This window comes from Trinickia symbiotica (genome assembly GCF_002934455.1).
Classification (GTDB): Bacteria; Pseudomonadota; Gammaproteobacteria; order Burkholderiales; family Burkholderiaceae; genus Trinickia; species Trinickia symbiotica.
Genome location: NZ_PTIR01000011.1, coordinates 44,286 through 64,076, shown reverse-complemented (window position 1 = coordinate 64,076; position 19,791 = coordinate 44,286). Strand labels below are relative to the sequence as shown.

At 65.3% G+C, this 19,791-nt stretch carries 15 protein-coding genes; 12 read left to right on the top strand and 3 right to left on the bottom strand.

Going from position 1 to position 19,791, the window contains the following annotated elements:
• Positions 1–78 precede the first annotated feature (78 nt).
• The 3 genes from B0G57_RS16805 to def all read left to right on the top strand — a co-directional run bounded on the left by B0G57_RS16805 (position 79) and on the right by def (position 3,976).
• The gene (locus tag B0G57_RS16805) at positions 79–1,317 is read left to right on the top strand and encodes a cell division protein ZipA C-terminal FtsZ-binding domain-containing protein (RefSeq protein WP_018444190.1); all 1,239 of its coding nucleotides are present in this window, start codon (positions 79–81) and stop codon (positions 1,315–1,317) included.
• 80 nt (positions 1,318–1,397) lie between these two features.
• Positions 1,398–3,446, top strand: coding sequence for an NAD-dependent DNA ligase LigA (gene ligA, locus B0G57_RS16800; protein ID WP_018444191.1), 2,049 nt, complete (start codon positions 1,398–1,400; stop codon positions 3,444–3,446).
• The gene (def, locus tag B0G57_RS16795) at positions 3,443–3,976 is read left to right on the top strand and encodes a peptide deformylase (protein WP_026230327.1); all 534 of its coding nucleotides are present in this window, start codon (positions 3,443–3,445) and stop codon (positions 3,974–3,976) included. Before ligA ends, def begins: the two co-directional genes overlap by 4 nt.
• Positions 3,977–4,108: 132 nt before the next feature.
• Here def and B0G57_RS16790 read toward each other — a convergent pair whose 3' ends face one another.
• The 3 genes from B0G57_RS16790 to map form a co-directional block, all read right to left on the bottom strand.
• The gene (locus B0G57_RS16790) at positions 4,109–5,797 is read right to left on the bottom strand and encodes a pseudouridine synthase (RefSeq protein WP_083925845.1); all 1,689 of its coding nucleotides are present in this window, start codon (positions 5,795–5,797) and stop codon (positions 4,109–4,111) included.
• Positions 5,798–5,870: 73 nt separating this feature from the next.
• Complete coding sequence (locus tag B0G57_RS16785; RefSeq protein ID WP_018444195.1) at positions 5,871–8,441, bottom strand: [protein-PII] uridylyltransferase; 2,571 nt, start codon at positions 8,439–8,441, stop codon at positions 5,871–5,873.
• Between the two features lie 8 nt (positions 8,442–8,449).
• Entirely contained in the window at positions 8,450–9,256 is an 807-nt protein-coding gene (map, locus tag B0G57_RS16780; RefSeq protein WP_018444196.1) for a type I methionyl aminopeptidase, read from the bottom strand.
• Positions 9,257–9,661: 405 nt separating this feature from the next.
• Here map and rpsB point away from each other — a divergent pair, with 405 nt between their 5' ends.
• The 9 genes from rpsB (at position 9,662) to bamA (ending at position 19,764) form a co-directional block, all read left to right on the top strand.
• Positions 9,662–10,411: a 30S ribosomal protein S2 gene (gene rpsB, locus B0G57_RS16770; RefSeq protein ID WP_018444198.1), complete on the top strand. Its 750-nt coding sequence runs from the start codon at positions 9,662–9,664 to the stop codon at positions 10,409–10,411.
• Positions 10,412–10,494: 83 nt separating this feature from the next.
• Positions 10,495–11,376 (top strand): translation elongation factor Ts, encoded by an 882-nt coding sequence (tsf, locus tag B0G57_RS16765; RefSeq protein ID WP_026230329.1) that lies wholly within the window; start codon positions 10,495–10,497, stop codon positions 11,374–11,376.
• Between the two features lie 294 nt (positions 11,377–11,670).
• The gene (pyrH, locus tag B0G57_RS16760) at positions 11,671–12,384 is read left to right on the top strand and encodes a UMP kinase (protein WP_026230330.1); all 714 of its coding nucleotides are present in this window, start codon (positions 11,671–11,673) and stop codon (positions 12,382–12,384) included.
• Positions 12,385–12,476: 92 nt separating this feature from the next.
• Positions 12,477–13,037 carry a ribosome recycling factor gene (gene frr / locus B0G57_RS16755; RefSeq protein ID WP_026230331.1) on the top strand — a complete coding sequence of 187 codons (561 nt, stop codon included), beginning with the start codon at positions 12,477–12,479 and terminating at the stop codon, positions 13,035–13,037.
• 65 nt (positions 13,038–13,102) lie between these two features.
• The gene (gene uppS, locus B0G57_RS16750; protein WP_026230332.1) at positions 13,103–13,885 is read left to right on the top strand and encodes a polyprenyl diphosphate synthase; all 783 of its coding nucleotides are present in this window, start codon (positions 13,103–13,105) and stop codon (positions 13,883–13,885) included.
• Entirely contained in the window at positions 13,879–14,700 is an 822-nt protein-coding gene (locus B0G57_RS16745; RefSeq protein WP_018444203.1) for a phosphatidate cytidylyltransferase, read from the top strand. The genes uppS and B0G57_RS16745 overlap by 7 nt, the downstream gene beginning before the upstream one ends.
• A 66-nt stretch (positions 14,701–14,766) precedes the next feature.
• Entirely contained in the window at positions 14,767–16,005 is a 1,239-nt protein-coding gene (locus tag B0G57_RS16740; RefSeq protein WP_018444204.1) for a 1-deoxy-D-xylulose-5-phosphate reductoisomerase, read from the top strand.
• A 7-nt stretch (positions 16,006–16,012) separates the two neighbouring features.
• Positions 16,013–17,389: an RIP metalloprotease RseP gene (gene rseP, locus B0G57_RS16735; protein WP_018444205.1), complete on the top strand. Its 1,377-nt coding sequence runs from the start codon at positions 16,013–16,015 to the stop codon at positions 17,387–17,389.
• 71 nt (positions 17,390–17,460) lie between these two features.
• Positions 17,461–19,764 carry an outer membrane protein assembly factor BamA gene (gene bamA, locus B0G57_RS16730; RefSeq protein WP_018444206.1) on the top strand — a complete coding sequence of 768 codons (2,304 nt, stop codon included), beginning with the start codon at positions 17,461–17,463 and terminating at the stop codon, positions 19,762–19,764.
• The last annotated feature ends 27 nt before the right edge of the window (positions 19,765–19,791 follow it).

Here is a 19,791-nt window from a genome sequence, read left to right as displayed (position 1 = left end):
TCGGCCGACGCGGCGCGCATTGGCGCGATGCGCCGGCCCGGGCCGGCGGCCCACAGAAGAATGCTTGATGGAGCGTGCATGGACGAGTTGACACTCGGATTGATCGGCGCGGGTGCCGTGGTGGTAGGGGGCGTGGTCGTGTACAACGCGTGGGCTGCGGCGAAGGTCCGTCGCCGGATGCCGAGACCAATGCCGCCCGATACTGTCGATCCGCATACGCGCCACGATCACGAGGAAGAGCGGCCGTTCATCGAGCCCGCGCGTCCGACCGCGCGGCGCGAGCCGGATGTGGGGGAGGCCCCGCGCCAAGGGGCGAGCGGGCGCATCGAGCCGAGCTTCGGCGGCGCCGCGCCGCTCGACACACCGGCCGACATCCAAGCCGACAGTACGATACCGAACGGCTATCTGGACGAAGCGGAGCCCTCGATCGACGAGAGTGGCGCCGCGAAGCCCGAGGAGCCGATCGCTCCGGCCGCGACGACGATCTCGGCCGCGCCGCCGCACGTCGTCGATCGGCGCATCGACTGCGTCGTGCCGATCCGCCTCGGCGGCCCCATTGCCGGCGACAAGGCGATGCCGTTTGCGCAAAGGCTGCGGCGTGCGGGCAGCAAGCCCGTCTATATCGAAGGCAAGCCCGAAGGCGGGGCCGGCTGGGAGCTGCTGCAAAGCGGGCATCGCTATGAAGAGATGCGCGCGGCCGTGCAGCTCGCGAATCGATCGGGCGCGCTCAACGAGCTCGAGTTTTCCGAATTCGTCTCGGGCGTGCAGCAGTTTGCCGACGCGGTAGACGGCGGGCCGGAGTTTCCCGACATGCTCGAGACGGTCTCGATGGCGCGCGAGCTCGACGCATTCTCGGCGCAGTGCGATGCGCAGCTCTCGATCAACGTGCTTTCCGACGGCGCGCCATGGTCGGCGAACTACGTGCAGGCCGTCGCTTCTCAAGACGGCTTGCTGCTCTCACGCGACGGCACGCGCTTCGTGAAGCTCGATGCGAAGCAAAGCCCCGTCTTCATGCTGCAGTTCGGCGATACCAATTTTCTGCGCGACGACCTCACCTACAAGGGAGGGCAGACGATCACGCTGATTCTCGACGTGCCCGTCGCCGACGAAGACATCTTGCCGTTCAGGCTCATGTGCGACTACGCGAAGTCGCTCGCCGAGCGCATCGGGGGACGCGTCGTCGACGATCAGCGGCGGCCGCTGCCCGAAGCGGCATTGCTCGCGATCGAGAAGCAGCTCATGACGCTCTATGCGAAGCTCGAGGAGGCCGGCATTCCGGCCGGCTCGGCGGCAACGCGTCGGCTATTCAGCCAATGATCCTGCCCCGGTGAACGCAAGCCCGGGCTTGCCTGCGATAATGCGGGATCAACTGAAAAGCGAACGCGAACGCCGACAGCATGGCCCTGAACACCGTTGAACCGCCCGCAGACAAGCCGGCCGAGCGCGCAGCGTGGCTGCGCGCCGAGATCGAACGCGCGAACCATGCGTATTACGTGCTCGATCAGCCGGAGATTCCCGATGCCGAATACGATCGGATGTTCCTCGAACTGCAGCGCATCGAGAGCGAGCATCCCGATCTGATCACGCCTGAATCGCCGACGCAGCGCGTCGGCGGCCAGGCAGCGAGCGGGTTTTTGCCCGTCGTGCACGCAGTGCCGATGCTCTCGCTCAACAATGGCTTCTCCGACGAAGACATCATCGCATTCGACCGCCGCAGCGCCGAGGCGCTCGGGCACTCGCCGATCGAATATGCGTGCGAACTCAAGTTCGACGGCCTCGCGATCGCGCTGCGCTACGAGGACGGCCGCCTCGTGCGGGCCGCGACGCGCGGCGATGGCGCAACGGGCGAGGACGTGACGCAAAACGTTCGAACGATCCGCGCGATCCCGTTGAAGCTGAAAGGCGCAAACGTGCCGCGCGTGGTCGAAGTGCGCGGTGAAGTGCTGATGTTCAGACGCGACTTCGAGCGGATGAACGAGCGTCAGCGCGAGGCGGGGCAGCGCGAGTTCGCAAATCCGCGCAACGCCGCGGCCGGCAGTCTGCGCCAGCTCGATCCGAGAATGACGGCGCAGCGGCCGCTGTCGTTCTTTTCATATGGAATCGGCGAGCTCGAAGGCATCGAGATGCCCGATACGCATAGCGGGCTGCTCGAGTGGTATGGCGAGCTGGGCCTTCCCGTTTGCGCGGAGCAGGCCGTCGTCAAAGGCGCGCAAGGGCTGCTCGAATTCTTCCGGCGCATCGGCGAAAAGCGCACGTCGCTCCCGTATGACATCGACGGCGTCGTGTACAAGGTCAATCGGCGCGACGAGCAGGACAAGCTCGGCTTCGTCTCGCGCGCGCCACGCTTTGCGCTTGCGCACAAGTTTCCCGCCGAAGAAGCGATGACGGAGCTCGTCGACATCTACGTAAACGTCGGCCGCACGGGCGCTATCACACCAGTGGCGCGGCTCAGTCCTGTGTTCGTCGGCGGTGTGACGGTCACCAATGCCACGTTGCACAACGAGGACGAAGTGCGCCGCAAGGACGCGCGGATCGGCGACACGGTGATCGTGCGGCGCGCGGGCGACGTGATCCCGGAACTCGTATCAGTCGTGCTCGAGCGCCGGCCCGAGAATGCGCGCGAATTCGTCATGCCGACGAACTGCCCCGTTTGCGGCTCGCGCATCGAGCGGCTGCCCGACGAGGCCGTCGCGCGCTGCACGGGCGGGCTCTTTTGCCCGGCCCAGCGCAAGCAGGCGCTCTGGCATTTCGCGCAGCGGCGAGCGCTCGATATCGACGGGCTCGGCGAGAAGATCATCGATCAGCTCGTCGAACAGAACCTCGTGCGCACGCCGGCGGATCTGTTCAATCTCGGTTTCTCGACATTGGCGGAGCTCGATCGGTTCGCGGAGAAGTCGGCGCAAAATCTGCTTGATTCACTCGAAAAGGCGAAGAAGACGACGCTCGCGCGCTTCATATATGCGCTCGGCATCCGCCATGTCGGCGAATCGACTGCCAAGGACCTCGCTCGCCATTTCGGCTCGCTCGATCCGCTGATGAATGCGTCGCTCGACGAATTGCTCGAGGTCAAGGACGTCGGGCCAGTCGTCGCCGAGGCGATACATCAGTTCTTTGCCGAGGAACACAACCGCACGGTGATCGAGCAATTGCGTGCGCCGGGTAAGGTGACGTGGCCCGAGGGGCCACCCGCGCCGCGCGCGCCGCAGGGTGTGCTGGCCGGCAAGACGGTCGTGCTGACCGGCACTTTGCCATCGCTGTCGCGCGAAGAGGCCAAGGAAATGCTGGAGGCGGCCGGCGCGAAGGTGGCCGGCTCAGTGTCGAAAAAGACCGATTACGTGGTGGCGGGCACAGAGGCCGGCAGTAAGCTGGCGAAGGCCGAGGAACTCGGCATCCCCGTACTCGACGAAGACGGTATGCGCAAGCTCCTGGAGGGCGACAATTCATGATACGAGAAATCCTCAAGATGGGCGATGAGCGCCTTTTGCGCATCGCCCAACCCGTCGACCATTTCGATACGCCGGAGCTGCACGAGCTCATCGCCGACATGTTCGAGACGATGCACGCGGTAAACGGCGCGGGGCTTGCGGCGCCGCAGATAGGCGTCGATCTTCAAGTCGTCATCTTCGGCTTCGGGCACAACGAACGGTACCCGGAGGCACCGGCGGTGCCGGAGACGGTCCTCATCAATCCGACGGTGACACCTGTCTCGCAGGACATGGAAGAGGGTTGGGAAGGGTGCTTGTCGGTGCCCGGCATGCGCGGCGTCGTCAGCCGGTTTTCGATGATCCGCTATCACGGCTTCGATCAGCACGGTCAGCCGATCGATCGCGTTGCGGAAGGATTTCACGCGCGCGTCGTGCAGCACGAGTGCGATCACCTGATCGGCAAGCTGTATCCGATGCGGATTACGGATTTCTCGAAGTTCGGCTTTACCGAGGTGCTGTTTCCCGGCCTCGACCCGAACAGCGACGATTGACGTACAGCGCAGGTGCCGGGCGGCCGTGGCTGCTGCATCGCCTGTGATGCAGCAGCGCTTGGCTGCGCCGGCTTTGGAGCACCCGGGTCGCGCTCGAGCGCCGAGTCCGCTCGAGCGCCGGCGCTGCCCCGCTCAAAACGCCTCGTTCGGCAGCAGATAGCGCCATTTCCCCGGCGGCAGGGCGCCGAGCGTTACACTGCCCATCCGCACGCGCTTCAATCCCACCACCTGCAGGCCGACCAGTTCGCACATGCGGCGGATCTGCCGCTTCTTGCCTTCGCGAAGCACGAAGCGCAGCTGCTCTCCGTTTTGCCAGCTGACCTTGGCCGGCTTTAGCTGGCTGCCGTCGAGCGAGAGGCCGTACCGCAGCAACGCGAGCTTGTCCGCCGGAAAGTGCTGCGCGACGTCGGTCGTGCGCTCGCCATAGGCGACGCGCACGAGATACTCCTTTTCCACGCCCGAATGCTCGCCGATGAGCAGCTTGGCAATACGGCCGTCCTGCGTCAGCACGAGGAGCCCTGTCGAATCGATGTCGAGCCGGCCCGCCGGCGCCAAGCCACGCAGGTGGGTTGCCGAAAACCGCAGCGGCGAGCGATCGCCATCCCAGCGATTCGCCGCCGTAACGAGCGTGATCGCGGGTTCGTAGCCGTCTTCGGCCTGGCCCGAAACGTAGCCGACAGGCTTGTGCAGCAGGACCGTCACCTGGCGCGCCTGCACCGCGCGCGCATCGGCGCTGACTTCGATGCGCTGGTCGGGACGCACGCGCGCGCCGAGCGTATCGACGCGTACGCCATCGACGCTCACCCAGCCGTTCTCGATCCACTCGTCGGCCTCACGGCGCGAGCAAAGGCCGAGCTCGGACATCCGCTTCGATAGGCGCAGGGTGCCGGACGTGTCGCCGTCGTGCTGCTCGCGTTCCGGGCCTTCGGTGTGCGTGGAGCGTCGCGCGGCTCGCTCGCCGCTGGCGCGCTTAACGGGTTGAGGCCTGCGCTGCTCGCGTTCCCCACGTTCGGCGTGGGTTGCGCGCGCGGCCCGCTCGCCGCTGGCGCGTTTGACGGGTTGAGGCCTGCGTTCCCCGCGTTCCCCACGTTCGGCGTGGGTTGCGAGGGCGGCTCGCTCGCCGCTGGCGCGTTTGACGGGTTGAGGCCGGCGCTGCTCGCGTTCCCCACGTTCTGTGTGCGTTGCGCGCGCGACCCGCTCGCCGCTCGCGCGTTTGGCCGATTGAGGCCTGCGCTGTTCGCCTTCCCCACGATCGGTCTGCGTCGAGCGTGCGGCCCGCTCGCCAATCGAGCGCTTGGTGGATTGCGGCTTGCGCGCTTCGCCTTCCCGACGCTCTGGCTGCCTCGATCGCGTGGCCTGCTCGCCGCTCGCGCGTTCGACCGCCTGCGGTCTGCGCTCGTCGCGGTCCCGGCGTTCAGTGTGCGCGGATCGGGCAGCGAACCCGTCGCCCGAGCGCTTGACTGGACTGCCGGTCTTCCGCGCGCCGTTTCCCGCCTCGGTTTCGCTCCGGCGCGCGCCGGGCGTCACTTTGCGGCCGGCCGGTTTCGCCTTCGCGGGTTGTGTCGCGGAATCGCTCGCACGCGGCGTCTTCCTGGCCGGTGCGCGATCGGGGCGAGCGCTACTGCTTGGCTTCGGCTTCGGCGCGGCGCCTGGCGCCTTGGCCGGCGAGCGGTCCTGTCGGCCTCCGGACGCCGCCGCTCCCGCCGGCTTGGCGGGGGCGGCGGCGCGAACCGGTTTTCGTCCGGAAGGGCTGCCGGCACGGACAGGCGCGCGATCCGGCGCGGCCGGTCGCGGATGCTTGGCTGTCAACTTGACGCGCATAAATTCTCGAAAAAGATGCAATAACAGAGGAAGCCCGATTATCGACGGCAGAGTAGCCGCGCGGGCTTACGGCTCAAAGGGCGATCGCGCGCAGCAGCTCCGTTTCGACCTGAATCTGCAGCCGATTGTCGGAAAGCCCTCGACCGTCGAGCAGGAACACGTCCTCGACGCGCTCGCCAAGCGTGTTGATGCGCGCCGCGTGCACGCCGACGCGATGCTCCGCGAGCACGCGCGAGATGGCGTAGAGCAGACCGAGGCGGTCGTTCGCCGAAATCGACAGGATGTAGTACTGCCCGCGCTCGTCGGCTCGCAGGTCGACGCGCGGCGTGATCGGAAACGTTCGCGAGAGCCGCGAGAGGCGGCCCTTCGACGGTTCCGGCAGCGTCGCCTCGGAGGCGAGCCAGGCCGCGAGCTGCTGCTCGACGAGATTGGCGATGTTGCGGTACTGCACGTCCTCTTCGGTATGGGCAACGATGAAATTGTCGAGCGCATAGCCGTGACGCGTCGTGTTCACGCGCGCGTCGAGCACCGAAAGGCCGTTGCGGTCGAAATAAGCGCAAATGCCGGCGAAGAGATCGGGCCGATCGCGCGTATAGACCAGCACTTGCAGCGCCTCTCCGATAGGCGAGGGGCGCGCGCGGACGATCGGCGCGTCCGCCGCGACATGGCGGTAGAGCACGCGCGTCTGCCAGGCGATGTCGGCAGCATCGTGCCGCAGGAAGTAGCCGACGTCGAGCTGATCCCAAAGTGCGCGATGCGCGTTTTCGGGCACGGTCTCGAGGCGCAGCAGTGCGATCGCTTCCTCCTGCCGCATCTTGAGCTCCGAATGCTGGTCCGGATGCGCGCCCCCGAGCACGGCGAGCGTCGTGCGATAGAGATCCTCGAGCAGCTTGCCCTTCCAGGTGTTCCAGACCTTCGGGCTCGTGCCGCGAATGTCGGCCACGGTGAGCAGGTAGAGCGCCGTCAGGCGCCGCTCGCTGCCGACGAGCTCGGCAAACTGCTTGATGACCGCCGGATCGCTCGTGTCCTGCTTTTGCGCAACCTGGCTCATCGTCAAATGATGCTGAACGAGCCAGACGATGAGCGCCGCGTCGTCGCCCGTGATGCCGTGCTCGCGGCAAAAGCGGCGCGCGTCGGCCATGCCGAGCGTCGAATGATCGCCGCCGCGGCCCTTGGCGATGTCGTGAAAGAGCGCCGCGACATAGAGCACCCATTGGCGTTCGAAGTTCGCCATGAGCTGGCTGCAGAACGGATACTCGTGCGCATGCTCCGCGAGCGCGAAGCGGCGCAGATTGCGCAGCACCATCAGGATGTGCTGATCGACCGTGTAGACGTGATAGAGGTCGTGCTGCATTTGCCCGACGATGCGCCGGAAATTCAGCAGATAGCGCCCGAGCACGCTCGTCTGATTCATGAGCCGCAGCGCATGCGTGATGCCATGCGGCTGCTTGAGGATCTCCATGAAGAGGCGCCGGTTCTCGGGGTTCTTGCGCCAAATGGCATCCATCGCGTCACGCACGTTGTAGAGCGCGCGCAGCGTGCGCGCCGACAGACCTTTCGTGCCCGGCGTGGCCTCGTAGAGCAGGAACGCCTCGAGGATTGCGGTGGGCGTGCGCTCGAAAACGTCGTCGCTGACGATTTCGATCATGCCCTGCTTTTCGACGAAACGCTCGGACAGCACGCGCGTCACGCCGCTCGTGCGCGGAAAGAGCTGCGCTTCGATGTTCTGGATCAGGATCGTGGCCAACTGCGTCACCGCCTTGGCCGCCCAGTAGTAGCGGCGCATGAGCTGCTCGCTCGCGCGGCGCGCCGCCGTCGCCTTGTAGCCGAAGCTTTCGGCCGCCGCCGTCTGCAGATCGAAGACGAGCATATCCTGGCGCCGCCCCGCGATCAGGTGCAGGCGCGCGCGCAATGCCTTCAGGAACGCCTCGTTGCGGCGCAGCTCGCGCGCTTCGCGCGCCGTGATGAGCCCGCGCTCGTCGAGCTCGCGCCAGCTGCTGCCGAATCCCGCCGCGCGGGTGATCCAGAGGATCAGCTGTAAATCGCGCAGCCCGCCGGGGCTTTCCTTGACGTTCGGCTCGAGGCTGTACGGCGAGTCCTGAAACTTCGCGTGACGCTGGCGCATCTCGAGGACTTTCGCCTGGAAGAACGCGCGCGCATCGAGCGTTTCGTTCAGGCGCAACGCGAAACGCTGAAAGAGCGTCGTGCTGCCGACGATGCGCCGCGCTTCGATGAGCGAAGTGCGCACCGTAATGTCGCGCTCTGCCTCCTCGAGGCATTCGCCGACGGTGCGCACGCTGCTGCCGATCTCGAGCCCGAGATCCCAGGCGAGGCCGATGAACCGCTCGATGCGCGCCTCGAGCGCGGGCTCGGGCGATTCGGGCAGCAACACCAGGATGTCGATGTCGGAGAACGGAGCGAGCTCGCCGCGCCCATAGCCGCCGACGGCGACGAGCGCGAGCGAGGCAGGCATCTCGCAGCCGACCCAGGCGCGCCGCAAGGCGTCGTCCGTCGCGCGGGCGAGCGCGCGCATCGCCGTGTCGACGTTGCTCGCGGTCTTGAAGCGCTCGAGCAACGCGGTTTTGGCGACCCGATAATCGGCTTTCAGCGAAAGGGGATCGGGCAGGGCGGCGGCGACGCTCATCTCCCCGCTCATGCGGCGACGGGCAAGCGCGGCCGCTCGGGCGTTCCCGCCGAGACGGTCAGCACGTCGAAACCGGAATCGGTGACGAGCACCGTATGCTCCCACTGCGCCGAGAGGCTGCGGTCGCGCGTCTTGACGGTCCACTGATCAGGCATCGTGCGGATTTCGCGGCGTCCGGCATTGATCATCGGCTCGATCGTGAAGATCATGCCCGGCTGCAGTTCCAGACCGGCGCCCGGGCGGCCGTAATGGAGGATCTGCGGATCCTCGTGGAACACGGTGCCGATCCCGTGTCCGCAGTACTCGCGCACGACGCTGTAGCCGCTCGCCTCGGCGTGCCGCTGGATCGCGTGGCCGATGTCGCCGAGGTGCGCGCCTGGGCGGACCTGTTCGATGCCGAGCCACATGCACTCGTAGGTGACCTGCACGAGCCGCTTCGCGAGGATCGAGCCTTCGCCGGCGATGAACATTCGGCTCGTATCGCCGAAATAGCCGTCCTTGATGACGGTGATGTCGATGTTGAGCGCATCGCCGTTCTTGACGATCTTGTCGCCCGGAATGCCGTGGCAAATCACGTCGTTGACGGAAATGCACGTGGCCTTCGGATAGGGCGGATAACCGGGCGGCTGATAGTTGAGCGGCGCGGGCACCGTGCCTTGCACGTCGAGCATGTAGTTGTGGCAGAGGCGGTCGAGCTCGCCCGTCGTCACCCCTGGCTTGACGTGCGGCGTGATGTAATCGAGCACTTCGCTCGCAAGCCGGCACGCGACGCGCATTTTGGCGATGTCGTGTTCGTTTTTGATCGTAATGGCCATGGATTCGTGCCTGAAACGTGGATCCGGCGATTATCGCACCATATTCGGCCGCTGGCAGGGTCTATGCCGGGCCGCGCGCCTTCGCGGCGCCGGTTTCGAGCTACGGTGGCGGCAAGGTTGGCATTCCCAGTCCGGCCTTGAGGCACCTTCGGCGCGCGTGCTATACTCTCGGGCTAGTCGTCGAGTGGAAGTTCGGCCCGATTCGATCCGGAATTGGATGGATCGGATGTGAGTCGAACATTCCGTCTGTCGGCGGCTGATTCGCAAGCCGGGGCATCCAAGGGTGCCGGTTGCGACGAGCGCGTAGTCCGCCGCGAGCGGGCGGGCTTTCCCGATGCGGGAGGCAGAGCGCGAGCGCGACCGGTGCGGCAGCCGGCTTAAGTCCCAACCCTCGTGGAGAATTTCATGGCAGTCACCATGCGTCAGATGCTGGAAGCCGGCGTCCATTTCGGACACCAGACGCGCTTCTGGAACCCCAAGATGGCCCCGTTCATTTTCGGCCATCGCAACAAGATTCACATCATCAACCTCGAAAAGACGCTGCCGATGTACAACGACGCACTGAAGTACGTGCGTCAGCTGGCGGCCAATCGCGGCACGATCCTCTTCGTCGGCACGAAGCGTCAGTCGCGCGACACGATCGCGGAAGAGGCGGCGCGCGCCGGCATGCCGTACGTGAACCAGCGCTGGCTCGGCGGCATGCTGACCAACTTCAAGACGCTCAAGCAGTCCATCAAGCGTCTGAAGGACATGGAAACCGCGGTCGAGGCGGGTGAGCTCGAGCGCATGAGCAAGAAGGAAGCGTTGCTGTTCGAGCGCGAAATCGCCAAGCTGCAGAAGTCGATCGGCGGTGTGAAGGACATGGGCGGGATTCCGGACGCGATCTTCGTCGTCGACGTCGGCTATCACAAGATCGCCGTGACCGAAGCGAACAAGCTCGGCGTGCCGGTGATTGCCGTTGTCGATACGAATCACTCCCCCGAGGGCGTCGACTACGTGATCCCGGGCAACGACGATGCAAGCAAGGCCGTGGCGCTTTACGCGCAAGGCGTGGCCGATGCGATCCTCGAAGGCCGTGCGAACGCGGTGAATGAAGTCGTGCAAGCCGTGCGCGGCGACGGCGACGAGTTCGTCGAGGTCAACGGGGAAGCGTAACGCAATCCCTCAGCCGGCAAAAAAGGGGGCTTCTTAAAGGCCCCCTTTTTTTAAGTTACGAGACAAGTCTCAAGGAGCGAATGATGGCGGCAATTACCGCAAGCATGGTGGCAGAACTGCGCGCGAAAACCGACGCGCCGATGATGGAATGCAAGAAGGCGCTGACCGAAGCGGACGGCGACATGGGGCGTGCCGAAGAGCTGCTGCGCGTGAAGCTTGGCAACAAGGCCAGCAAGGCCGCTTCGCGCGTGACGGCGGAAGGCGTCATCGCCGCGTTCGTGAGCGGCGGCAAGGGCGCGCTCGTCGAGCTCAACTGCGAAACGGACTTCGTTGCGAAGAACGACGATTTCAACGCATTCGCCAAGCAAGTGGCCGAGCTCGTCGTCCAGCAAAACCCGGCCGACGTCGCGGCGCTTTCGGCGCTGACGCTCGACGGCCAGACCGTCGACGCCGTTCGCCTGGCGCTCGTCGGCAAGATCGGCGAAAACCTGTCGATCCGTCGTTTCGAGCGCTACGAGACCGCGAACAAGCTGGCCACCTACCTGCACGGCACGCGTATCGGCGTGATCGTCGAGTACACGGGCGCGGACGAGCAGGTCGGCAAGGACGTCGCGATGCACGTGGCCGCGATGAAGCCGGTCTCGGTGTCGGCCGACGACGTTCCGGCCGAGCTCATCGCCAAGGAGCGCAGCATCGCCGAGCAGAAGGCGGCCGAATCGGGCAAGCCGGCCGAGATCGTCGCGAAGATGGTCGAAGGCAGCGTCCAGAAGTACCTGAAGGAAGTGTCGCTGTTGAACCAAACGTTCGTGAAGAATGACAAACAGACAGTCGAGCAGATGCTGAAGGCGGCTGGCTCGTCGGTCCAGCGGTTCGCGCTTTTCGTCGTCGGCGAAGGCATCGAAAAGCGGCAGGACGATTTCGCGGCCGAAGTGGCCGCGCAGGTCGCCGCGGCGCGTCAACAGTAAAGCGGGACGGCGGCGGGCGCCAAGCCGGGAGCAGTGCTTGCGCGGCTTTGGCTAGCCGCGCCTAAGCGGCCTGGCGCTCGCCCAGGACATCACGTCGGCGGGCATTCGGGGTTGCCGTTACGGGTTAACCCGAGTGTCCGGCGGCGAAACGTGCGGTTCGGCGCCTGCGCGCGCGGGGCCACGCGGCACGCGGCAAGGCGGGCATGCAGGAGGCGCCGGCGCTTGCTCCAATTCAGGTTTCACCCCTACAGTTCCACATTGTTGTCATCTCCTTCGGCGCGATCGGATACCGCTATGCCCACAGCCTACAAACGCGTTCTTCTCAAACTCTCCGGTGAAGCTTTGATGGGCGAAGATGCCTTCGGCATCAACCGCGCGACGATTGAAAGAATGGTGACGGATATCGCCGAGGTGGTGCGCCTCGGCACGCAGCTGGCGATCGTGATCGGCGGCGGCAACATCTTTCGCGGCGTAGCGGGCGGCGCGGCCGGCATGGACCGCGCGACGGCCGATTACATGGGCATGCTGGCGACGATGATGAACGCGCTCGCGCTGCAGGATGCCATGCGTCATGCGGGCATCGAGGCGCGCGTCCAATCGGCGCTGCGCATGGATCAGGTGGTCGAGCCGTACATCCGTCCGCGAGCGATTCGCCAGCTCGAGGAAGGCAAGGTCGTGATCTTCGCGGCCGGCACGGGCAACCCGTTCTTCACGACCGATACGGCGGCGGCGTTGCGCGGCTCGGAGATCGGCGCGGAAGTCGTTTTGAAGGCAACCAAAGTGGACGGCGTATACTCCGCGGACCCGAACAAGGACCCGACGGCCACGCGCTATTCCACGATCAGCTTCGATGAAGCGATCGGCCGCAACCTGCAGGTCATGGATGCGACGGCGTTTGCGCTGTGCCGCGATCAAAAGCTGCCGATCCGTGTGTTTTCGATCGTCAAACCCGGCGCATTGAAGCGCATCGTACAAGGTGAGGACGAGGGTACGCTCGTCCACGTGTAAACTCTCGCAGGGCGCGGGCGCGCCTCGCGCCAGCGGCGTTCGAGGCCGCTGGTGTGGCCGGCCCGTACTGCCATGAAGGTTCGGAGGTCCAAATGAGTGTCGCAGAGATAAAGAAGAGCGTCGATCAGAAAATGCAGCGCTCGATCGAGGCGTTCAAGAGCGATCTGGCCAAGATTCGCACGGGGCGCGCGCATACCGGGCTCCTCGACCACATTCAGGTCGATTATTACGGCTCGAACGTGCCGATTTCCCAGGTCGCGAATCTGACGCTCATCGACGCGCGGACGATCGGCGTGCAGCCGTGGGAGAAGAAGATGGTCGCCGTCGTCGAGAAGGCGATTCGCGAATCGGATCTCGGTCTCAACCCGGCCACGCAGGGCGATCTCATCCGCGTGCCGATGCCGGCGCTCACCGAGGAGCGTCGCCGCGAGCTGACGAAAGTCGTGAAGAGCGAGGGTGAAACGGCCAAAGTCGCCGTACGCAATTTGCGCCGCGACGCGAACGAGCAGTTGAAGAAGCTCGTGAAGGACAAGGAAATCTCGGAAGACGACGAGCGCCGCGCCGGCGATGAAGTCCAGAAGCTGACCGACAAATACGTCGCGGAAATCGACAAGCTCGTTCATACGAAGGAAGCCGAGATCATGACCGTCTGAGGCCTCCGGGTCTCGACCGACTCGTCGGATCTCACTCTTTCCAGCAGTTTTTCGTATCGGCGGCCATGACATATACCAGCTCAACTGTTCGCGTGCCTGATGTCGCAGCGGTCCCGCGCCATATCGCGATCATCATGGATGGCAACGGGCGCTGGGCAACGCAGCGCCGCTTGCCGCGCGTGGCCGGCCACACGCGCGGCGTCGATGCCGTGCGCGCCTGCGTCGAAGCGTGCGCGCGAGCCGGCGTTGAATATCTGACGCTCTTCGCGTTCAGCTCCGAGAACTGGCGCCGGCCCGTCGAAGAGGTCTCGTTCCTCATGCGTCTCTTCGTGACGGCGCTCGAGCGCGAAGTCGGCAAGCTGCACGCGAACGGCATCCGGCTGCGCGTGATCGGCGATCTCTCGCAATTCGATTCGCGCATTCAGGACCTCATTCGCCGGGCCGAAACGAAAACGGCCGGCAATAAGCGCCTTACGCTGACGATCGCGGCGAACTACGGCGGTCGCTGGGACATTCTGCAGGCGGCCCGGAAAGTCGCCGAACAGGCCGCGCGCGAAGGCAGCGCCGGCGTCATCGACGAGCAGGCATTCGCCGAGCACCTGGCGATGGCCTACGCGCCCGAGCCGGACCTTTTCATCCGTACGGGCGGCGAAACGCGCATCAGCAACTTTTTGCTCTGGCAACTCGCTTACACGGAACTCTACTTCACCGACGCGTTCTGGCCCGATTTCAACGCCGATACGTTGGCCGACGCCATCGCCTCGTTTGGGCGGCGCGAGCGCCGGTTCGGCCGGACGAGCGCTCAGCTCGAGCCGCAATCGCAGGACGCCGATTCGCTCCCATGCTGAAGACCCGTGTCGTCACAGCCGTCGTGCTGCTGGCGGTGTTCGTTCCGGTGACGCTCTATGCGCCGGCGGCCGGGTTCGGCGCGCTGATCGGGCTCGTAGTTGTACTGGCGGCCTGGGAATGGGCACGTCTTTTGAATCTTAACGGCATGACGGCGGTGGGCTATGCCGCGATCGCAGCGCTCGCGGTGCTCGCGAGCACGAGGCTCGGCCCCGGGATGCGCGCCGCGCGGCCGCTGTTCGAGGCGGCGGCGGTATTCTGGCTGCTGACGGGGCCGTTCGTGCTCGCACGCAAGCCGCGGCTCGCGCACGGGGCATGGCGCGTCTTTCTGTTTCTGGCCGGGATCGTCGTCTTCACGGCGTGCTGGCATGCGCTCGTCGTGGCGCGGGCGATCGGGGTATCGTTTGTCCTGTCGATACTGATCGTCGTCTGGCTCGCCGACATCGGCGCATACTTTTCGGGCAAGGCATTCGGGAAACACAAGCTCGCGCCGGCGATCAGCCCCGGCAAGACGTGGGAGGGGGCCTTCGGCGGCTGGATCGCCGTAATCGTCGTAGGGGTGGCCGCGCTCGCCACGCATGCGCTCGCGCCAACGCTTTTCACGACGCTCGGTGCACGCCTCGGATGGGCGCGCGCGGTGCTCGTGCTGACGCTCATCGTCGCGTTCAGCATCGTTGGCGACCTGTTCGAATCGATGCTGAAGCGCCAGGCCGGCGTCAAGGACTCGAGCGGGCTGCTACCGGGGCACGGTGGCGTGCTGGACCGTGTCGATGCATTGCTGCCGGCGTTGCCGCTCGCGATGCTCTTCATCGGCTAGCGCGCTGCGTCGGAGGATGAGGGTTAGGGCCTCAGGCAAGCTGCGCTGAGGCCTCGGGAAAGAGATATGAAAAAACGTTTGACACTGCTCGGTTCCACGGGCTCGATCGGCGACAGCACGCTCGACGTCGTCGCCCGCCACCCGGAACGCTTCGAGGTCCACGCGCTGACCGCCCATCGCAACGGCGAAAAGCTCGTCGCGCAATGTCTGAAATTCCAGCCCGATGTCGCGGTGGTCGGCGATGCCGATACGGCGGCGAGCGTCGAGTTGCAACTGCGCGCCGCCGGCTCGGCCACGCAAGTGGCCTACGGCCAGGAGGCGCTCGTCGAGGTGGCGAAAAGCGCCGGCTGCGATACGGTGGTGGCGGCAATCGTCGGCGCCGCCGGTCTCGCGCCGACGCTCGCGGCGGCCATGGCGGGCAAGCGGATTTTACTGGCGAACAAGGAAGCGCTCGTCATGTCGGGCGCAATCTTCATGGATGCCGTGCACGATCACGGCGCGACGCTTTTGCCCGTCGACAGCGAGCACAACGCCATTTTCCAATGCTTGCCGCGTGAAGTGGCGTCGGGCGGCGCTCCGCTGCACGGCGGGGTCGCGAAGATCATTTTGACCGCGTCGGGCGGGCCGTTTCGGACGCGCGATCCGGCGACGCTCACCGACGTGACGCCCGACGAGGCGTGCAAGCACCCCAACTGGGTCATGGGCCGCAAGATTTCGGTCGATTCGGCGACGATGATGAACAAGGGCCTCGAAGTCATCGAGGCGCACTGGCTATTCGATTTGCCCGGCGAGCGTATCGACGTGCTGATCCATCCGCAGAGCGTGATTCATTCGCTCGTCTCCTATGCGGACGGCTCGGTCCTCGCCCAACTCGGCAATCCCGACATGCGCACGCCGATCGCTCATGCGCTCGCGTTCCCCGAGCGCGTCGATTCGGGCGTCCCGCAGCTCGACCTGGCCCAGGTCGCATCGCTCTCGTTCGAGAAACCCGACTATGAGCGCTTTCCGTGTCTCGCGCTCGCGATGCAGGCGCTAGCAGCGGGCGGCATCGCGAGCGCGGCGCTCAACGCCGCGAACGAGGTGGCCGTCGAGGCGTTCCTCACGCGGCGCATCGCGTTCACGACGATCGCGGAAACGGTCGCCGCCGTGCTCGACGCGCTGCCGAACCGCACGCCGAACGGTCTTTCGGACGTGCTCGACGCCGACGCCGCGGCGCGGCGCGCGGCGCTCGATTTCATCGCGGCGCGGCCGGCCGCCGGCCGTCGCCTGGGCAGCGCCGGCTCGGCCGATCGCGCGGTGCAGTGAGGCATCGATGAACGTGCTGATCGAAATCGCCGCATTCGCCGTTGCAATCGGCGTGCTCGTGGTCGTACACGAGTACGGGCACTTCAGTGTCGCGCGGCTGTGCGGCGTCAAGGTGCTGCGGTTTTCGATCGGCTTCGGCAGCCCGCTCGTGCGCTGGGTCGGCAAAAAGAGCGGGACGGAGTGGACGATTTCCGCTTTGCCGCTAGGCGGGTACGTGAAGATGCTCGACGAGCGCGACCCCGGTCCGGGCATCGACGAGAAGGACCTGCCGTTCGCGTTCAACCGGCAATCCGTGGTGAAACGTATCGCGATCGTGCTCGCCGGTCCGCTTGCCAACTTCGTGTTGGCGATCGTGCTCTTCGCGGTCGTCTTCGCGACGGGCGTCGTCGAGCCGACGGCGACCCTGGCGACGCCGCCGGCCGGCACCGTCGCCGCGCGCGCGGGCTTCGAAGGCGGCGAGACGATCCTCTCGATCGGCGACGAACACGGCGCGGATATCGAGCCCGTGCGGTCGTGGTCGGACTTGCGCTGGAAGCTGCTCGATGCGGCATTCGATCACAAGCGCGTGGTCATGCGCGCACGCGACGGGCACGGCGTCTACGACTTTCAGGTCGATCTCAGCAAGGTTTCCGATCGCGACGTCGACGACGATTTCATGTCGAAACTCGGCTTCGACGAAGGCGGGACGCTCTCGGTCGCCGCCGTCGAGCCCGGCAGCGCGGCCGCGCGCGCCGGCCTGGCCCCGGGGGATTCGCTGCGCGGCGTCGATGGCCGGCGCGTCGATGGGGCTCAGGCGTTCATTGCCTATGTCAAGTCGCACGCCGGACGCCCGATCGTCCTGCGCATCGAACGTGGCGGCGCATCGAAGGAACCGATCGCCGTGACGGTCACGCCGGAAGCGCGCCGCGATCGCGAGACGGGCCTCGAGGTCGGCCGCATCGGCGCCGCGCTGGCGACCAAAGTCTCGACGGTCGATGTCCGCTATGGCCCGCTGGAGAGCGTCGCGCGCGGCGCGCGGCGCACCTGGGAGATCGGCGTGTACTCGCTGCGGATGTTCGGGCGGATGCTGACGGGCGAGGCCTCGATCAAGAATCTGTCGGGTCCCGTGACGATCGCCGACTATGCGGGCAAGAGCGCGCGCCTCGGATGGGAGCCTTTCCTGTCCTTTCTTTCGCTCGTGAGCATCAGCCTCGGCGTGTTGAACTTATTGCCGATTCCGGTATTGGACGGGGGGCATCTGTTATATTATTTGGTTGAAGCCGCGACCGGCAAAGCTGTATCGGAACGCTGGCAGCTCGTTTTGCAAAGAGCCGGCCTCGTTTGCATCGTCGCCTTGTCGGCCATCGCGCTATTCAACGATCTGGCTCGGTTAATCCACTTCTAATGCGTCCGGCGGCTCCTGTCCTCGGCAGGCCGCTCAAGGATGGTTGCAGCTAAAAATACTGGGGATGCACGTTGTTGAAACCTCATCGCTTTGCTCGTAGTACCGTCGCGGCCGCGGCGCTCGCCGCTCATGGGCTCGTCGCTCATGCAACGACGCCTTTCGTGGTGAAAGACATCCGAATCGAAGGGCTGCAACGGATCGAACCCGGCACGGTGTTCGCCTACCTGCCGATCAAGCAAGGCGATACGTTCACGGACGACAAGGCATCGGAGGCCATTCGCGCACTCTATGCGACGGGTTTCTTCAACGACGTACGCATTTCGACCGAAGGCCAGGTCGTCGTCGTCAACGTGATCGAGCGGCCCGCCATCGCCTCGATCGACTTCTCGGGGCTGCACGAGTTCGAGAAGGATGCGCTGCTGAAGGCGTTGAAGACCGTCGGCTTGTCGCAGGGCCGCTATTACGACAAGTCGCTCGTCGATCGTGCGGAGCAGGAGTTGAAGCGTCAATATCTGACGCGCGGCTTTTACGCGGCCGAAGTGACGACGACGGTCACGCCGCTCGACCAGAACCGTGTGTCGGTTCTGTTCTCCGTGGCCGAAGGGCCGAAAGCCAAGATTCGCCAGGTCAACTTCGTCGGCAACCACGCGTTCAGCACGAGCACGCTGCGCGACGAAATGCAGCTATCCACGCCGAACTGGTTCTCGTGGTACACGAAGAACGACCTCTATGCGAAGGACAAGCTGACGACCGACCTCGAAAACGTCCGCAAGTACTATCTGAACCGCGGCTACCTCGAGTTCAACATCGAGTCGACGCAGGTCTCGATCTCGCCCGACAAGAAAGACATGTACCTCACGCTGACGGTGCATGAGGGCGAGCCCTACACGATTTCGAGCATCAAGCTCGCCGGTAACCTGCTCGATCGGGGGCCGGAGCTGCAAAAGCTCATCAAGATCAAGCCGGGCGAGCGTTTCTCGGCCGACAAGCTGCAGGCCACCACAAAGGCGATCGTCGACAAGCTCGGCGAGTACGGCTATGCGTTCGCGACCGTCAACGCGCAGCCCGATATCGATCAGCAGCACCACAAGGTGGCCCTGACGTTGCAGGTCGATCCGAGCCGGCGCGTCTATGTGCGGCGCGTCAACATCAACGGCAACACGCGCACGCGCGACGAGGTGATCCGCCGTGAGATGCGCCAGCTCGAAAGCTCGTGGTTCGATTCGAGCCGCCTCGCGCTCTCGAAAGACCGCATCAACCGGCTCGGCTACTTCACCGATGTCGATGTAACCACGGTGCCCGTGGAAGGCACGGCGGACCAGGTCGACGTCGACGTGAAGGTGGCGGAGAAGCCGACGGGCGCGATCACACTCGGTGCCGGCTTCTCGTCGACGGACAAGGTCGTGCTGTCGGCCGGCGTCTCGCAGGACAACGTCTTCGGCTCGGGCACGAGCCTTTCCGTCAACGTCAACACGGCGCGCACTTACCGGACGCTGACGGTCACCCAAGTCGATCCGTACTTCACGGTGGACGGCATCAAGCGAATCACGGATGTCTACTACCGCACGACCGAGCCGCTCTATTACTCGACGACTTCGAGCTTCCGGATCATCACGGCGGGCGGCGACCTGAAATTCGGCATTCCGTTCTCCGAAGTGGATACGGTCTACTTCGGCGCGGGCTTCGAGCAGAACCGGCTCGATACGGATGCGAACACGCCGCAAAGCTACAAGGACTACGTGAGCTCGTTCGGGCGCGTCTCGAACAACATTCCGCTGACCGTGGGCTGGTCCCGGGACGCGCGCGACAGCGCGCTCGTACCGAGCCGCGGCTACTACACGCAGGCGAACGCCGAATACGGCACGCCGATCGGCGCGACGGAGTACTACAAGGCCGACGTGCAGGCGCAGTACTACTACTCGTTCGCGCGCGGCTTCGTGCTCGGCCTGAACCTCCAGGGCGGCTACGGCAACGGTCTCGGCGGCAAGCCTTTTCCGATCTTCAAGAACTACTTCGCGGGCGGTATCGGCTCGGTGCGGGGCTACGAGCCGAGTTCGCTCGGTCCGCGCGACCAAACGACGGGCGACCCGATCGGCGGCTCACGGATGGTCGTCGGCAACATCGAGCTGACGTTCCCGCTGCCGGGCACCGGCTACGACCGCACGCTGCGCGTGTTTACGTTCCTGGACGGCGGCAACGTCTGGGGCAGCTTGGGCAACAGTACGGGGGCGAACGGCCTGCGGTACGGCTATGGTGTCGGTCTCGCCTGGATCTCGCCGATTGGCCCGCTGAAGCTGAGCCTCGGCTTCCCCCTCCAGAAACATACGGGCGACCAATACCAGAAGTTCCAGTTCCAGATCGGGACGGCGTTCTGATCGCGTCGGCTCAAACAGCATCGAGAG

What these genes read in the sequence shown, in the direction of transcription:
- B0G57_RS16805 (WP_018444190.1), top strand. Translation starts at nt 79, where the DNA reads ATGGACGAGTTGACACTCGGATTGATCGGCGCGGGTGCCGTGGTGGTA.
- ligA (WP_018444191.1), top strand. Translation starts at nt 1,398, where the DNA reads ATGGCCCTGAACACCGTTGAACCGCCCGCAGACAAGCCGGCCGAGCGC.
- def (WP_026230327.1), top strand. Translation starts at nt 3,443, where the DNA reads ATGATACGAGAAATCCTCAAGATGGGCGATGAGCGCCTTTTGCGCATC.
- B0G57_RS16790 (WP_083925845.1), bottom strand. Translation starts at nt 5,797, where the DNA reads ATGCGCGTCAAGTTGACAGCCAAGCATCCGCGACCGGCCGCGCCGGAT.
- B0G57_RS16785 (WP_018444195.1), bottom strand. Translation starts at nt 8,441, where the DNA reads ATGAGCGTCGCCGCCGCCCTGCCCGATCCCCTTTCGCTGAAAGCCGAT.
- map (WP_018444196.1), bottom strand. Translation starts at nt 9,256, where the DNA reads ATGGCCATTACGATCAAAAACGAACACGACATCGCCAAAATGCGCGTC.
- rpsB (WP_018444198.1), top strand. Translation starts at nt 9,662, where the DNA reads ATGGCAGTCACCATGCGTCAGATGCTGGAAGCCGGCGTCCATTTCGGA.
- tsf (WP_026230329.1), top strand. Translation starts at nt 10,495, where the DNA reads ATGGCGGCAATTACCGCAAGCATGGTGGCAGAACTGCGCGCGAAAACC.
- pyrH (WP_026230330.1), top strand. Translation starts at nt 11,671, where the DNA reads ATGCCCACAGCCTACAAACGCGTTCTTCTCAAACTCTCCGGTGAAGCT.
- frr (WP_026230331.1), top strand. Translation starts at nt 12,477, where the DNA reads ATGAGTGTCGCAGAGATAAAGAAGAGCGTCGATCAGAAAATGCAGCGC.
- uppS (WP_026230332.1), top strand. Translation starts at nt 13,103, where the DNA reads ATGACATATACCAGCTCAACTGTTCGCGTGCCTGATGTCGCAGCGGTC.
- B0G57_RS16745 (WP_018444203.1), top strand. Translation starts at nt 13,879, where the DNA reads ATGCTGAAGACCCGTGTCGTCACAGCCGTCGTGCTGCTGGCGGTGTTC.
- B0G57_RS16740 (WP_018444204.1), top strand. Translation starts at nt 14,767, where the DNA reads ATGAAAAAACGTTTGACACTGCTCGGTTCCACGGGCTCGATCGGCGAC.
- rseP (WP_018444205.1), top strand. Translation starts at nt 16,013, where the DNA reads ATGAACGTGCTGATCGAAATCGCCGCATTCGCCGTTGCAATCGGCGTG.